Origin of the sequence: Candidatus Electronema sp. JM, from assembly GCF_048287415.1 — a bacterium.
Taxonomy (GTDB): domain Bacteria; phylum Desulfobacterota; class Desulfobulbia; order Desulfobulbales; family Desulfobulbaceae; genus Electronema.
Map to the genome: position 1 here is coordinate 135,742 of NZ_JBLWEN010000047.1, position 15,081 is coordinate 150,822.

Sequence of the window (15,081 nt, forward strand, 5' to 3'; positions counted from 1 at the left end):
TGTGAAAAACAAAGAGTATATCGACACCATCATCTGCGCAGACTGCCGCGAACATCTGTCATTGCTGGCGGACAGCAGTATTGAGCTGTTTCTTTCTGATATTCCGTATGGAATCAGCTTGGACGATTGGGATGTGCTGCATAGCAACACCAATTCCGCCCTGCTGGGCCAGTCGCCAGCGCAAATCGGCAAATCAGGCTTCAAACGCCGAGGCAAGCCAATTAATGGTTGGTCGCAGTCAGACAGAAACATGGGCAAAGAGTATGAGGAATGGTGCGGTTCTTGGGCGGCAATGATTTTGCCCAAGATGAAGGATGGCGCATCGCTTTTTGTCTTTGGGGCGCGCCGCACCATGCATCGGGTTGTCAACGCCTTTGAAGACTGCGGTTTTTTGCTGAAAGACATCCTTGCGTGGAAAAAAGACGCAGCCCATCACCGGGCGCAGCGCTTGAGCATCGTTTTTGACCGGCGCGGGCTGCAGCAAGAGGCGGCGGCTTGGCAAGGATGGCGGCTGGGCAACCTTGCTCCAATTTATGAGCCAATCGCTTGGTTCATGAAACCGTACAGAATTGGCGGCACTCTTGCTGACAACGTGCTGGAACATGGCGTGGGCGCGATGAATCTTGAAGCCTGCCAGCTGCACGGCGCCAATCCGTCCAATCTGCTTGAGTTTGGTTTCAGCAAACATGAAGAACGGATTCATGAAGCGCAGAAGCCGCTGCAACTGATTGAATTTTTAATCAAGCTCACAACGACGGAAGGACAGACAGTGCTTGATCCCTTTATGGGCAGCGGAACAACTGCGGTTGCTGCCGCCCGTCTGCAACGACATTTCATCGGCTTTGAAGCTGCGCCGGAATTCCATGCCGCCGCGCTCCAGCGGCTGGGCCAGAAGAGTGCGGCAATATCTCATGCTGTGCGGCCCGCTCATTTCCAGCCCCTGCTTTTTTGAAAAAATTCAGCGAGACATACCAATAGATGGCTTTCATAGATGAAGTAAAGTTTTTCGTCAAGGCCGGCGACGGCGGCAATGGCTGCGTCAGTTTCCTGCGGGAGAAGTTTGTCCCCAAAGGCGGGCCGAACGGCGGCGACGGCGGACGCGGCGGCAGCGTATATCTGGAGGCCGATCCGGGCAAGCACTCGCTGATTGACTTCCGTTACAGCTCGCATTTCAAGGCGGAGCGCGGCGGCCACGGCATGGGCAGCGACCGCCACGGGCGCGGCGGCAAGGACATGGTTGTGCCGGTGCCGGTCGGCTCGATGATCCGGGACGCGGAAACGGACGAGCTGCTGGCTGATCTGACCGAGCCGGGCCAGCGTTTTCTCGCTGCGCAGGGCGGCAGAGGCGGCCTTGGCAACACCCGCTTTGCCACTTCCACCAACCGCGCCCCGCGCAAGGCCACGCCCGGTACGCCTGGCGATGAGCACTGGCTGAAAATCGAGCTGAAGCTGCTCGCCGATGTCGGCCTGATCGGCCTGCCCAACGCGGGCAAATCCACCTTGCTGTCCAAGCTCTCCGCCGCCAATCCCAAGGTTGCGCCGTACCCCTTCACCACTTTGGAGCCGCAGCTTGGCGTTTTGCATTTCAAAATGGCCGAGCCGTGCATCATCGCTGATATTCCTGGCCTGATTGAAGGGGCGAGCGAGGGGCTGGGCTTGGGCCACCGTTTTCTCCGCCATATCGAGCGCACCAGCATCCTCCTCCATCTCATTGATGCGTCGAGCGAAAATCCTTTGGCCGACTACCACGTTTTAGCCGCAGAGCTGGCGGCGTACAAAGAAGAGCTGGCCGACCGCACCCGCCTGATTGTCCTCAATAAAATGGACTCGCTCTACGAGGAGGAGCAGGAGGCGGTCAAGACATTGTTTGCGGACAACGGCATGGCTGATGTGCTGCTGATTTCCGCCTTGGAAGAAAGCGGCATAGACACGCTCAAGGCGAAGATTGAGGACTTGCTGGAGGCGCAGCGCGAGCAGCAGGCCGCAGCCGCTGTAGAGGAGGCGCAGCCATGACCTTGCAGCTACCCCGCGAGGACGGACTGTTTTACCGGCAAACGCTTTTTGATCAGGCCAAAACCGTGGTTTTGAAAGTGGGCAGCGCAGTGCTGACCACCGCCGAAGGCCTGAATTTTAACACCATTGACAGCCTCTGCCGCCAAATCTGCTTTCTCCGGGGCACAGGCCGCAACGTGATTTTAGTCACTTCCGGGGCTGTGGCTGCCGGGCGGCGGCGCTTGGGCGTGGAGAAACAGCCGGGCGAGCCGCTCAAGGTCAAGCAGGCCTTGGCCGCTGTCGGGCAGGGCCTGCTCATGCAGGCGTATGAGCAGCGTTTCGCCGAGCGCGGCCAGCAGGTGGCGCAGCTTCTGCTCACCCACGCCGACCTTTCCCAGCGCGACCGCTATTTGAATATCCGCAACACCATCCTCACCTTGTTTGAGTTCGGCGCGGTGCCGATCATCAATGAAAACGACACAGTGTCGGTGCAGGAGCTGCGCTTTGGCGACAACGACAACCTCGGCGCGCTGATCACCAACATGATCGGCGCGGACATGTACATCATGCTTTCCGACGTGGACGGCCTCTACACCGCCAATCCGGCGGCTGATCCGGCGGCGCGGGCCATCTACACGGTGGCGAAAATAGACAGCCAAATCGAGGCGATGGCAGGCGGCAGCGGCAGCGCGGTCGGCACCGGCGGGATGCAGTCGAAAATCCGGGCGGCGAAGATGGTCGCGGCCTGCGGCGGCAGCTCCTTCATCGGGCCTGGCCGCAACAGCAAGGTATTGCAGGAATTATTTTCCGGGGCGATGGTCGGCACCTTCTTTTTGCCGGAACAGGTGAAAATCAGCGGCAGAAAGCACTGGATCGGCTATGTGCTCCGTCCTGCTGGCTTTCTTGATTTGGACGAAGGCGCCTGCCGGGCTATTTTGGAGCGCGGAAAAAGTCTGCTCCCCTCCGGCATTGTCCGGGTGGAAGGCAGCTTCAAGGTCGGTGCGCCGGTGCAGTGCCGCTGCCCGGATGGCCGGGCGATTGCTGCCGGGCTGGTCAATTACGCCTCAACGGATATTGAAAGGATCAGAGGGCAGAAAAGCAGCCAGATCAAAGAAATCCTTGGCTTCAGCGACAGCGAAGAGGTGATTCATCGCGACAATCTGGTGCTGTTAGACAGCAGCGAGAAAATGAGGAGCGCAGGAGCATGAATTCTCTGACGACCGCCACGCTCCTGAAATGGGACGCGCAGCACTATGGAACCGGCTTTGCTCATGTTGACGATCAGCACCATGAGCTGTTTGATGGCTTGAACAGCCTGACCTTGTTTCTGCAAAACGCATCGGCGGCAAATGATCCGGAAAATCAGGACAAGGTCATAGAGCTGCTCTATTTTCTCGGCGAATATGTGATCAGGCATTTTCAAGAGGAGGAGGAAATCTTTGCAAAGTGCGGCCATCCGCTGGCGGATGCCAACAAAGAGGCCCATCAGGTCTTTTACGAAAAATATTTTGAGTATAATGACAAGCTGATCAGCGGCACCTTCTCGCTGGAGCTGCTTCAGCAGCTTCACAGCTTTCTCCATTCTTGGCTGATCAATCACATCCTCAAAATTGATATGACATTGCACGAGTATGCGGAGAAATCCGGCATAGACTGCCGCAGCTCGGCTGGGAAGAAAGGTGTCTTTGCCAAGTTTCTTGCTTTATTTCAGATGAAATAAATATTTTTTACATCCACTCAAGAGATTAAAGCCATGTCGCATCAGAAAGAGATACTTTGGAGAGATATTATGCCACTGCAATGGGATCAGGAAAGGTACACCACAGGTTACGCTCATATTGATGAACAGCATTTTCAGCTCTTTGACGGCTTGAACAGCCTGCTCATCTTTTTGAAGGATTCTTCCAATATTGAGCAGCCGGAGGAGCAGGAAAAAGCGGTTGAGCTGATCGGTTTTCTCGGCGAATATGCGGTCAACCATTTCCGTGATGAAGAAGCTCTTTTTGCCAAGAGCGATCATCCCATGAAAGTAGTTAATGAAGAGGAGCACCGCCGTTTTGTCGCCAAGTATCTGGAGTACAAAAATAAGCTCACTGCTGGGGCGATCACACGTGGCTCGCTGATTCAGTTGCATATTTTTTTGCAGTCGTGGCTGATCAAGCATATTTCTAAAGTGGACACCGCCCTGCGTGACTGCGCGGCCAAGGAGGAGGCGGAGCAGGCCGCAGCCAGCGATTTCAGCAAAAAGCCGAGCGTGTTCGCCCGTTTCCTCTCGTTATTTCAGAAAAAACGGCTGGCCGCATGAATCCGCCTGTCGCGGTCTGCGGCATAGACACTGGGGTCGGCAAGTCCATAGTCAGCGGCCTGCTGGCCCGGCATCTGCTTGAGCGCGGCACGTCCGCTGTCACCCTGAAATTAGTGCAGACCGGCTGCGCGGGCAAATCCGAGGACATCCTGCTGCACCGGCGGCTGATGGGCAGCGGCTGGCTGCCTGCGGACGAACAGGGACTGACCTGCCCGTACTGCTTTCCGCTGCCCGCCTCGCCGCATCTGGCCGCCGAACAGGCTGGCGCGGCGATTGATCCGGCCAAGCTCGACCATGCCGCCGACAGCCTTGCCGCCCAGTTTGATCAGCTCATCGTCGAAGGCGCGGGCGGCCTGCTGGTGCCGCTGACCCGCTCGCTGCTCCTGCTTGATTATCTGCAAGCCCGCAATTGGCCGCTGCTGCTCGTCACCACGCCCCGCCTCGGCTCGATCAACCACACCCTGCTCTGCTTGGAGGCAATCAAGCTGCGGCAGATGCGCCTGCTCGGCCTTGTGTACAACCTGCACGGCAGCCATCCGCCGGAAATAGTTCGCGATTCGCTGCGCGTTTTCCGTGACGCGCTGGGGCGATACGGCTTCCCGGATAAAATTGTCCTCATGCCTGACCTGCAAGAAAGCCGGGCGGTGAATTGGGACGTGCTGCTGAACGCCGCTTGCTGATTTCTTCAACCAGTCCTGAGCAACTGCTTGACAGGTGCGGAAAAGCTGAATAAGCTCTGATCAATTTTTCACTCGCAATGAATTCTTCCTTCCCAAGCAGGCGCGAAAGAACGAGAATCCAGTATGACTTTGAGCAAAAAACAGCAGTTTCTGATCAATAGCTCCGCAGTTGCCGTCCTCATCTTCATCATCCTGCGCTGGTTCTTCCTGATCGACAAATACAGCGTCAACATGCTGTTCTGGGATCAGTGGGATTTCATGGGCGGCCTGTTTGAAGAAAAAGGGCCGTGGGAGCTGTTCTCATGGCAGCATGGGCCGCATCGTCAAGGTGTTGGCTTCTTTCTGACGAAAATAGTTGCCGATCTTTCCGGGTGGAACACTCGTGTTGAATGCTTCATGATCGGCACGGTCATTTGCCTTGCCGCAGTTGTCGCGCTGCTGCTGAAACGACGGCTGACTGGCAGCGTCACCGCCTTGGATGTCGCTATTCCGCTGCTCTATCTCTCACCTTTGCAGTTTGAGCTGTTTGCCAATACGCCGAATGTATCGCATGGAGCAATGCCGCTGCTGCTGATCACGCTGTTCTGTCTGTGCTGGACAATAAAAAATATCACGTTGCGGTATGTTATCTGCGCGGCAATCAACTTCATGACGATTTACACAGGATTTGGTGTGTTTGTCGGCTGCATAGTCCCATTTCTCTTTTTGTCAGAAATTATTCTCGCTTTCAGAAATAACGATCAAAGAAGGAAAATATCAGCAATTTTCTTTTTTATCGTTTCTGTCGCATCCATGCTGTCCTTCTTTATCAACTACACCTTCAACAGCGCGGCGGAAGGATTTGTTTTTCCGCATCCACATCCTTTAATTTACGTAAAATTTATCCTGATAACCTTTGCGACATTTATCGGAATGCGGATATCACATGTAATTTTATACATCATTGCCGCACCTATCATCTTCTTCATGATCACTATTCTTGTTAAAGCAATCCTTAAGATATTGCACAGTATCTTAAGGAAACGTTCTGATATGCAACAGGAAAAAGAAACAGCATTTTGGCAAATTATTATTATTTTGATCGCATTTACTTTGCTCTTTTCGCTTAATCTGGCAATAGGCCGCGCCTGTCTTGGTCTGGGTGCGGCGACATCCTCTCGCTACCTTCCCTATATGACTCCAGGATTTTTTGCATTTTATCTTTTTTTTGCCACAAAAAAGCAGCAGCCGGTGAAGCTGATTGCCTTCTTGATGGTATTCTTTTTTATCACCACATTTTCTATAGGTAATTCAAATAAGAAATATTATGACCGCATTCGCACGGGAAAAGAAAAATGGAAGCAGGTATATCTTAAAACTGAAAATATCAATCGAAGCAACATATTAAGCGAATTTAGAATTCATCCGAACCCACAGGCGGCAAAATTAAAAAAAAGATTGGAGTATCTCAAAAAAAATCGGCTAAATCTTTATTTAGATGCGCAACACTGATCTTAACCAAAATTGGTGACTCATCATGGAACAGGCAGAAATCGAACAACTTATTAGCGGCATGGCGGCAAAAGGCCGCAAGGCTGCCCGCAAATTGGCCGCCCTGTCAACGGACGTGAAGAACAGCATTTTGCTGGCCACAGCCGAGCAGCTCAAGGCGCAGAGCGACAAAATCAAGGCGGAGAACGCCAAAGATGTCGCTGCGGGCCGTGAGAAAGGACTTTCGCTGGCCATGCTGGACCGGCTGACTTTGAGCGACAAGGTTATTGCTTCCATGATTCAGGGGCTGCATGAGATTGCTGCGCTGCCTGATCCGGTCGGCACGATTGACGACATGAAGCGCAGGCCGAGCGGTTTTGCCGTGGGCCGGATGCGCGTGCCGCTGGGCGTGGTCGGCATGATCTACGAGGCCCGGCCCAACGTGACCATTGATGCCGCCGCCCTCTGTCTGAAGGCGGGCAACGGCGTGCTCCTGCGTGGTGGTTCTGAAGCGATTCATTCCAACCTTGCCTTGGCCGCGCTGCTGCAAGAGGTGCTGGCAGCGCATAACGTGCCGTGCGAGGCCGTGCAGGTCATTCCTGTGACCGACCGCTACGGCATCAACGTCATGCTGGCGCAGGAGCAGTTCATTGACGTGATCATTCCGCGCGGCGGCGAAGGGCTGATCCGCTTTGTCACAGAGAACTCAAAAATACCGGTGCTCAAGCACTACAAAGGCGTATGCCATCTCTACATGGACGAAAGCGGCGACATCGCCACCGGCATCCGCTTGGTCATGAACGGCAAAACGCAGCGACCAGGTGTCTGCAACGCTTTGGAAGGAATGCTGATTCACAAGAGCATTGCCCCTTGTTTCCTGCCTGCCGCCGCCAAAGAATTGCTGGCTGCCGGTGTTGAGCTGCGCGGCTGCGAGCAAAGCCGGGCGATTGTGCCGGAGATTGTTCCCGCGACCGATTCCGACTGGGGCACCGAGTTTCTCGACCTAAAAATGATCGTCCGGGTGGTGGAAGACATGGACGAGGCTATTGGTTATATTGAACAATATGGCTCGCAGCACACCGAAGTAATTGTCACCAACTCCTACGCCAACAGCCAGCGGTTCCTGCGCGAGGTGGATGCCTCGGCGGTGATGATCAACGCCTCCAGCCGCCTCAACGACGGCGGCCAGTTCGGGCTTGGCGCGGAAATCGGCATTTCCACCACCAAGTTGCACGCCTACGGCCCGATGGGATTGGAAGAGCTGACCACGCGCAAGTTTGTGGTCTATGGAGCGGGCGAAATCCGCCAGTAAGCGCAGCGGCAATGGAGCGGATTGGCCTTTTCGGCGGCACCTTTGACCCGGTGCATCGCGGGCATCTGGCGATTGCGGAGCAGGCCGCCGAAGAGCTGCGCTTGGATCAGCTGCTGTTCATCCCGGCGGCTGATCCGCCCCACAAGCGCAAAACTTGGGCCAGTTACGCCCAGCGCGTCGCCATGCTGGAGCTGGCTTTGGCTGATCACAGCCGCTTCAGCATCTCGCTGATTGAGGCCGAGCTGCCCGCGCCTTCCTACACCGTGGACACCCTGCTGGAGCTGCGCAAGCGGCTGACAGGGCAGTTCTATTTCCTCATCGGCGCGGATTCCTTGCTCGAACTGCATCTGTGGCATCGGCATCAGAAGCTGCTTCAGCTGACGAATTTCGTTGTCATTTCCCGGCCCGGCATTGCTTTGGACGCGATGCGGCAGGCGATGGCGCGGCTGCCCGGCCCATTCTTGCCGGATGCGGCAGGAATGCGCTGGCGAAGGGTGGATGGCGCAGAATTTGTTTTTCTGATCAACCGGCTGAAAGAAGATATTTCTTCGTCAGCAATTCGGGAGCAGCTACGGCGGGGTGAAAAAACGGAGCTGCTGGACGGGCGGGTGATGGGGTATATTGAGCGGAAGAAGGTGTATAAAGATAAACAGCAGATTTAATAAATTACCATGGATAAAAAAACAAAGATAATAATAGGATGCGCATTGACACTTTTTTTTCAGTTTAAGATTTTTCCAGATTTTACATTAAAAATTCTTACAGAAATTGATAAGTATCTCTCTTTAACCTTCGGATTAAAACGCGGGGTATCATCATTAGTAGCCGGAGTTGTATCAGGATTGATATTTTCATATTCATCTACGTACCTATTAAGGAAAGCTGTAACTGCTCTACTTTCTCATAAATACAATGAAAACATAGAAACTGGAATTGTATGTGTTTCTTCAAAATATATGCAAGAGATGAAAAATAAATTGTACACCACAGAGAAATTTATACTAATTATCGCTGGGTACTTTTTCTTTAGTTATTTTTTTATTCCTATTAGCATTTCAGTGTTAGCGAGTCTTTTCTATTCATCTATTTTTCTTTTAATTTTTTTATCAATTTTGATAACAAAAGAATTACTGATAGAATATAGAATCAAAAGAGGTCTCTTTGGCACCAACCGCACCGAAGCCCGCGAGTTGATTGACTTCATCATTAAAAATTCTGACAATCTTGATTTCACTGACAGCAACGGCAATTTACGCCGCGCCTTGCTGCCTGAAGCAAAGGACGCTGTAGAAGAGCGCATTTCCGGCACGTTGGGCGAGGAGGCACGCGCATGAAGATTGATCAGGTTGATTTGATCACGAGGGTTGCCAGTCAAGTGCTCGACATCCTCCTGATGAAATATCCGACCAGGACTGGTCTTGGTTTAGTGCTTGGCAGCATATTCTCTTTTGCTGTTCAACTTTTCGCCCCGGCACTTCGTTCCATAAAATCTATGGATTTTGCAAGCAGCCCGTGGTGGGGCTGGCTGTCGCTCGGCGTGCTGGTCATGCACACTCCAACCGTAGTTTCCGCTTTTCGGCAGAAACCCATCGGCAATGATACGGTTGATCAAGCAATGGAGCTGATCGAGCGCGGCAATCTCTCGAAAGCTGAAAAAAGGCAGCAATATCGGCTTCTGATTGAGAAAGTCACCAATGCCGCCGCCCTAAAGCAGGAGTTTCAGCGCGAACTGAAAGATATTGAGAAAAGCCTTGCTGCGGAAGGGAAAACGCCGTGAGATATATAGCTGGAGCAGTTAAAATGACATCATACTGACCTGTACAACTGTACAAAGCAGGTAGCAGTAGGGGCGGTTCGCGAACCGCCCCTACGGTCGGCAATCACATAAAAAATACTTTGAATTCAACATATTGACATCACACCGACAAAGGAGACACACACCATGAACAAAGCAGCACGCGCCTTGATCAGCCTGACCGACAAGTCCGGGATTGAGGATTTCGCCAAGGTCCTGAGCGGGCTGGGCATCGAGATATTGTCCACCGGCGGCACGGCCAAGAAGCTGCGCGACAGCGGCCTGCCGGTCAAGGATGTGTCTGAATTCACCGGCTTCCCGGAGATGCTGGATGGCCGGGTGAAGACTCTGCACCCGCTGGTGCATGGCGGCATCCTCAACCAGCGCGGCAACGCCGAGCATCAGCGGCAGTGCGCGGCGCACGGCATCCAGCCGATTGACATCATCGCGGTGAACCTCTACGCCTTTGAGAAGACGGTTGCCGACCCCAATTGCCCGTTAGATGAGGCGATTGAGAACATTGACATCGGCGGGCCGACCATGCTCCGGGCGGCAGCCAAGAACTTCCACGATGTGACGGTGATTGTTGATCCGGCAGACTACCCGCAGGTGCTGGCCGAGCTGCGCGAGCACGGAAACACCACGCTCAAGACCCGCTTCCGCCTGGCGGTGAAGGTCTTCCAGCTCACCTCCACCTACGACACCGCCATTGCTGCTTGGCTGACCAAGGTGGACGTTGACAGCAACCCGTATTTCGAGGGATTATAATGCAGAAAGTGGCGGTGCTGCTCTCCGGCTCCGGCAGGACGCTGGATAACTTCCAGCAGCAGATTGAGGCCGGGCGGCTGAAGGCGGACATTCAAGTCGTGATCTCCAACGTCGGCAACGCCTTAGGCTTGGAGAAGGCGCGGAAGTATGGCTATCCGGCCTTTCATGCGGTCGGCAGCGCGGCGACAAATGCAATTCTCGCTGATTATCAGCTTGACCTGATCATCCTGGCAGGGTATCTCAAACTCTATCAGCCGCCGGAGCAGCTCAGGCGGCGGGTGCTGAACATCCACCCTTCGCTGATCCCAGCCTTCTGCGGGCCAGGCTTTTACGGCCACCATGTGCATGAGGCGGTCTTAAAGCGGGGCTGCACGGTCAGCGGCTGCACCGTGCATTTCGCTGATGAAGTGTACGACAACGGCCCAATCGTCTTGCAACGCTGCGTGGATATTGCCGACTGCCAAACCGCAGACGAGATCGCCGACCGGGTCTTCGCGCTGGAATGCGAGGTCTATCCGGCAGCGATCAACGTGGTGGACGAACGCGGAGCGGAGCAGTTCTGGATGCGGCACTGAACAGCCTTATTCACCTCTTGCATTGTTGGGGCGATTCGCCAATCGCCCCTGCATTAATAATCTCTGACCACCGGCACAGCCATGAGCGACTGCCCTGATCTTCACAAGATGCGTCAGCGGGTGCGGGAGAAGTCCGCCAGCTATGAGCAGTACAATTTCACCTGCTATTTTGATGATTTCCTGAAAGCCTTCTTTGATCTGGCCCAGGAATACGACTCGCTGCATGACTTCTACCGAATCTGCGTGGCGGTGCCGCTGGAGATGCTGGGCCTGTCCAGCACGCTTTGTCTCTATGATGAAAAGGATCAGGCCTTATATTTAGTCTGCGACTGCGAGCAGGGCGTGCGGGACAAAAAAGTGGCTGCGCCGGGGCATATTCTTCTCTGCGGCGAGCCGTACCGGAGCGGTGAAAGCTATGTGATGCCGATCCTGAGCAAAGCGCAGCGCGAGCCGGATGCGCCGCCGGATGAGGAGGACGATCACCCGCCCCAATGCGCTCTGCCGGGCCGCCTGCACGGCAAAAGCCGGGTGCTGGGCATGTACAGCGTTGCTCCGTATGAAAAATTATCGAAGCAGGACCGCTTTTTTCTCAGCAAATACACCAACCGCATCGGCTTCAGCCTGCACAACCGGCTGATGGCCTTGCAGAATGTCGAGCATCTCAAATTCATCAACACCTTGGTGCAGGACATCGAGCACAACATCATTGTGCCGAACATGTATTTCCGCCATCTCTTCAACAAGCTGCGGCGGAACATCTTGGAGTTGAACGAGCTGGGCGGCGAGCTGCGGCAAACGGCGGAAGGCCGGAACAACGCGCTGGCGGAACGCTGCGCGGCCATTCAGGACAGCCTGCTCTACCATCACAGCGAATTAGTCAAGCACCACAAAAACATCAGCCTCTTTGTCGAAAGTTTGTTCCGGCGCGAGCATTTTGAGCGCGGCTGCCTGATTCTTCATCCCAAACGCTGCTTTGTTGAAAAGGAAATCATCCTGCCCCAGCTGGAGCATTACGCCAGCCGCTTCCGCTCCGCCAACATCACGGTTGAACAGCCGAACAACATGCTGCATGAGGAATTTCAGCTCTATGTTGACATCGGCCTGCTTTCGCAAGTGTATGCCAACCTCTTCTCCAATGCGGCCAAATACACCCGTGAGATCACCACCCGCGACGGCCAGACCCGCAAGGTGGTGGCCTATGGCCGCGAAGTGGTGGAGAACTTTCCCGGCTGCGGCGAGCAAGGCGTGAAATTCAACGTGTTCAGCACCGGCCCGCATTTAGATCACGACGAGGCGAAACACATTTTTCAAGAGGGCGTGCGCGGCAAGGACACTGAGGGCATCCACGGCACCGGCCACGGCCTGTCCTTTGTCCAGCATGTGGTCGAGCTGCACGGCGGCATCGTCGGCCATGAGGCCACCGCTGAAGGCAACAATTTCTTTTTTATTCTTCCTGTGGTTTCCGCCGCTGAATAAGGACAAAGCATTTTGAACCGCCAGCCGCTGATAGTTCATACTGACTGGTCGCGCTCGTGGGGCGGCCAAGAAATCCGTACTCTGACGGAGCTGCGCGAGATGCGCAAACTCGGCTTCCGCACTGCCCTGATTGTCCGCGAAGGAGCCGAACTGGCCCGCCGTTGCGGCGCGGAAGGCTTTGACGTGCATTTCATCGACTTCTCCTCCAAGTTCAACCTGCGCGCTTGGCTTGCGCTGCTGCGCCTGCTCTGGCGGCTGCAACCTGCGGTGGTCAACACCCATTCTTCTGAAGACTCCTGGATGGCTGGCGCGGTTGCCCGGCTTTGCGGCGTGCCCCTGATCGCCCGCACCCGGCACGTGCTGGCCCCGGTTTCTTCCGCTTTCAGCTACAACGCCTTTCCCCATGTGATTTTCGCGTGCAGCGAAGCCATTGCCGAGCAGCTTGCCGAACAGGGCGTGCGGCGGAAAAAAATTGTCTTTCAGTCCACCGGCATTGACGAGGAGCGGTTCACGTTTTCCGCCACCGCCCGCGAGGAAATCCGCCGACAATACGGCCTTGCCGAGACCGACATCTTAGTCGGCAACGTGTCGTTTCTCCGCCATTACAAAGGGCATGAATTCATCGCCCGGACCGCTGCTTCCCTGCCCAAGCAGTTCAAATTCATGATCGTCGGCGGCGGCAATGGCCGCGCTCTGCTGGAGGAAGACATCGCCAAGGCTGGGGTGCAGGACAGATTCATCCTCACTGGCCACCGCGAAGACCCGGAACGCTTTTTTTCGGCGATGGACATGATTTTTTTCTCCTCCTATGAAACCGAAGGCATCTCCCAGTCCTTTATTCAAGGGCTGCTTTACGGCTTGCCGCTCTTAGCCTGCCGCACGCCCTCAATTTTGGAACCGCTGGAGTTTGTCCGCCAGCACCGCTTGGTGGACTACGGCGACGTGGCGGCAGCCCGGCAGGGACTGCTGGATTTGGCCGCGCAGTCAGTCCGTGATGAAGCCCTGATTCAGCGGCAGCGGCAGGATATCGCCGCCAAGTATGGCCTGAAGCGGATGATGGAGAACATCGCGCAGGTCTATCGCGCCCACGGTGTGCAGGCTGTCGGCTGATCCCGTCTCTTTGCGCAGGCAATAAGAAAGCACCGCCGTCAAGAGACGGACGGTGCTTTCTTATTTGGAACTACTCAGCCTGAGAAGCTCCATACACCTTCTTCAGCTCCTCAATCAGCGCCTTGCGGATGTCGCCTTTGTTCTCCAGCACAGGCGCGGCTGGATTCTTGACTAAAAACTCCAAGCCGCTGTCGCCGACCTTGAGCAGGTATTCCGCTATGGCCACGGAATAAATTTTCTTCTCATCCAGCTTCTTGCCGTTGATCAGCCACGGCTGGCCGCCTCCTCCAGCGACATTGCCGGTCTGCAAGTACGAGCCGCCGCCCTTGTTCTTCAGGCCCTGATCCAGGGTCTTCCGCAGCAGCGAGCCTTTCATCTTCGTGGTCACTATGTCGCCGCCGAAGGGCAGGATGCGGATGACATCGTATTCCGTGATCTTGCCTGGAGGCAGCACATCATCTATCCGTATCGCGCCGCTGTTGCAGATGGACAGCTCCGTGCCCGGCGCGGCGTGCAGCATGGCCTGCGTGATCAGCTCGGTGAGGCGGGTGGAGCGGTTGCGCACGCTGGCTTCAAGGCCGTCCAGCTCCTCAGCGCTGACCGCCACCACCCGTTCCGGCTCAAAGCCTGCTTTGCGGAAGCCCTCATAGCCGATGCCCTGCCACTCCGCCACCGCTTTCGCGGTTTTCTCCTGCTCCGGCAGCGCGGCGGTGACGCGCTCCAAGCGCGAGCTGACATGCAGCGGCTGGGCGGCGGTCTTGTCCCAGCTCAGTTCATGGACATAGACTGTGCGGGCGTTCGCGTCCGCCTTGAAAATCGGGGTGAAGTCCTTGCCGCGCAGGAGCTGCATGTTCTCGTGCTCATGGCCGCCAAGGATGAGGTCAAGCTCAGGGAAGCGGTTCGCCAAGGCTATGTCGTCTTGATAGCTGAGATGGGTCAGGGCGATGAGAATGTCTGTTTTGGGCCGCAGCTCGGCAATCTTTTCTTTGGCGACGGCAAATGGATCCTTGTAGCTGACATACTCAGCTTTGTTGCTGTCCAGCGTCACCCCGAAAAGGCCGATCTTCACGCCCTGCACCTCAACGATCTTGCTCTCAAGCACTGCTGGAAACGGCTTGCCGTCCTGATCAAAGCAGTTGCTGGATATCCAGGTGAACTGCGACTCTTTCAGCCGCTCATGAAACTGTTCTTTCTTGATGTCGAACTCATGATTGCCGAAGGTGATGTAATCCAGACCGAGGGCGTTCATAGCCGCCACAATCTGCTTGCCCGCAAGACGGCTCTGCGCATACGGCGCCGTGCCCAGCGCGGAGGGACTGAAGAGGTCGCCGGCCAGCACAGTGAGGGTGTTGGGATTGTCGGCCAGCAGGCGGTCACGCAGGGTCGCGACCCGCGCCAGTCCGCCCTCCTTGCCGCCGCTGACCGGCGCAATTTCATAAACATCGTTCATTTGCAGAATGGTGATTCTGACCGGGCTTGCGGCCTGCGGCACCGCAGGCGCGGTTTCCTTTCTGCCAGCCGCGCAGGCGGCGAGCAGGCAGGAGAGAATGAAGACAGCGAGAATTCTTTTCAACATGGAACGGCTCCTTGATGGAAGA

Annotated in this window: 15 protein-coding genes and 1 pseudogene; 15 read left to right on the forward strand and 1 reads right to left on the reverse strand. The window is 55.3% G+C overall.

What is annotated here, in order from left to right:
- The first annotated feature begins 1 nt into the window (after window position 1).
- From ACNKH6_RS10210 to ACNKH6_RS10280, 15 genes and pseudogenes are all read left to right on the forward strand, one after another.
- Entirely contained in the window at window positions 2–952 is a 951-nt protein-coding gene (locus ACNKH6_RS10210; protein WP_417915452.1) for a DNA-methyltransferase, read from the forward strand.
- Window positions 953–978: 26 nt separating this feature from the next.
- The gene (gene obgE, locus ACNKH6_RS10215; protein ID WP_417915453.1) at window positions 979–2,013 is read left to right on the forward strand and encodes a GTPase ObgE; all 1,035 of its coding nucleotides are present in this window, start codon (window positions 979–981) and stop codon (window positions 2,011–2,013) included.
- A complete protein-coding gene (gene proB / locus ACNKH6_RS10220; protein ID WP_417915454.1) occupies window positions 2,010–3,200 on the forward strand; it encodes a glutamate 5-kinase in 1,191 nt (396 codons plus the stop codon). Before obgE ends, proB begins: the two co-directional genes overlap by 4 nt.
- Window positions 3,197–3,712, forward strand: a complete 516-nt coding sequence (locus ACNKH6_RS10225) for a bacteriohemerythrin (RefSeq protein ID WP_417915455.1) — start codon at window positions 3,197–3,199, stop codon at window positions 3,710–3,712. Before proB ends, ACNKH6_RS10225 begins: the two co-directional genes overlap by 4 nt.
- 69 nt (window positions 3,713–3,781) lie before the next feature.
- Window positions 3,782–4,297, forward strand: coding sequence for a bacteriohemerythrin (locus ACNKH6_RS10230; RefSeq protein ID WP_417915456.1), 516 nt, complete (start codon window positions 3,782–3,784; stop codon window positions 4,295–4,297).
- Window positions 4,294–4,977 carry a dethiobiotin synthase gene (gene bioD / locus ACNKH6_RS10235; RefSeq protein ID WP_417915457.1) on the forward strand — a complete coding sequence of 228 codons (684 nt, stop codon included), beginning with the start codon at window positions 4,294–4,296 and terminating at the stop codon, window positions 4,975–4,977. The genes ACNKH6_RS10230 and bioD overlap by 4 nt, the downstream gene beginning before the upstream one ends.
- A gap of 123 nt (window positions 4,978–5,100) precedes the next feature.
- Window positions 5,101–6,468, forward strand: coding sequence for a hypothetical protein (locus ACNKH6_RS10240; protein ID WP_417915458.1), 1,368 nt, complete (start codon window positions 5,101–5,103; stop codon window positions 6,466–6,468).
- Between the two features lie 25 nt (window positions 6,469–6,493).
- Entirely contained in the window at window positions 6,494–7,759 is a 1,266-nt protein-coding gene (locus ACNKH6_RS10245; protein ID WP_417915459.1) for a glutamate-5-semialdehyde dehydrogenase, read from the forward strand.
- Between the two features lie 11 nt (window positions 7,760–7,770).
- Window positions 7,771–8,421 (forward strand): nicotinate-nucleotide adenylyltransferase, encoded by a 651-nt coding sequence (gene nadD, locus ACNKH6_RS10250; RefSeq protein ID WP_417915460.1) that lies wholly within the window; start codon window positions 7,771–7,773, stop codon window positions 8,419–8,421.
- Between the two features lie 9 nt (window positions 8,422–8,430).
- Window positions 8,431–9,093, forward strand: coding sequence for a hypothetical protein (locus tag ACNKH6_RS10255; protein ID WP_417915461.1), 663 nt, complete (start codon window positions 8,431–8,433; stop codon window positions 9,091–9,093).
- Window positions 9,090–9,536, forward strand: a complete 447-nt coding sequence (locus tag ACNKH6_RS10260; protein ID WP_417915462.1) for a hypothetical protein — start codon at window positions 9,090–9,092, stop codon at window positions 9,534–9,536. The genes ACNKH6_RS10255 and ACNKH6_RS10260 overlap by 4 nt, the downstream gene beginning before the upstream one ends.
- 165 nt (window positions 9,537–9,701) lie before the next feature.
- Window positions 9,702–10,277, forward strand: a pseudogene (locus ACNKH6_RS10265) (IMP cyclohydrolase); the annotation flags it as partial.
- A gap of 44 nt (window positions 10,278–10,321) precedes the next feature.
- Window positions 10,322–10,897: a phosphoribosylglycinamide formyltransferase gene (locus ACNKH6_RS10270; RefSeq protein WP_417915463.1), complete on the forward strand. Its 576-nt coding sequence runs from the start codon at window positions 10,322–10,324 to the stop codon at window positions 10,895–10,897.
- Between the two features lie 81 nt (window positions 10,898–10,978).
- Window positions 10,979–12,373 (forward strand): sensor histidine kinase, encoded by a 1,395-nt coding sequence (locus ACNKH6_RS10275; protein WP_417915464.1) that lies wholly within the window; start codon window positions 10,979–10,981, stop codon window positions 12,371–12,373.
- Between the two features lie 12 nt (window positions 12,374–12,385).
- On the forward strand, window positions 12,386–13,483 hold the full coding sequence (locus ACNKH6_RS10280; RefSeq protein ID WP_417915465.1) for a glycosyltransferase: 1,098 nt from the start codon (window positions 12,386–12,388) through the stop codon (window positions 13,481–13,483).
- 70 nt (window positions 13,484–13,553) lie between these two features.
- Here the strand turns inward: ACNKH6_RS10280 and ACNKH6_RS10285 are convergent, their stop codons facing one another.
- A complete protein-coding gene (locus tag ACNKH6_RS10285) occupies window positions 13,554–15,059 on the reverse strand; it encodes a bifunctional metallophosphatase/5'-nucleotidase (protein ID WP_417915466.1) in 1,506 nt (501 codons plus the stop codon).
- Between the last annotated feature and the right edge of the window lie 22 nt (window positions 15,060–15,081).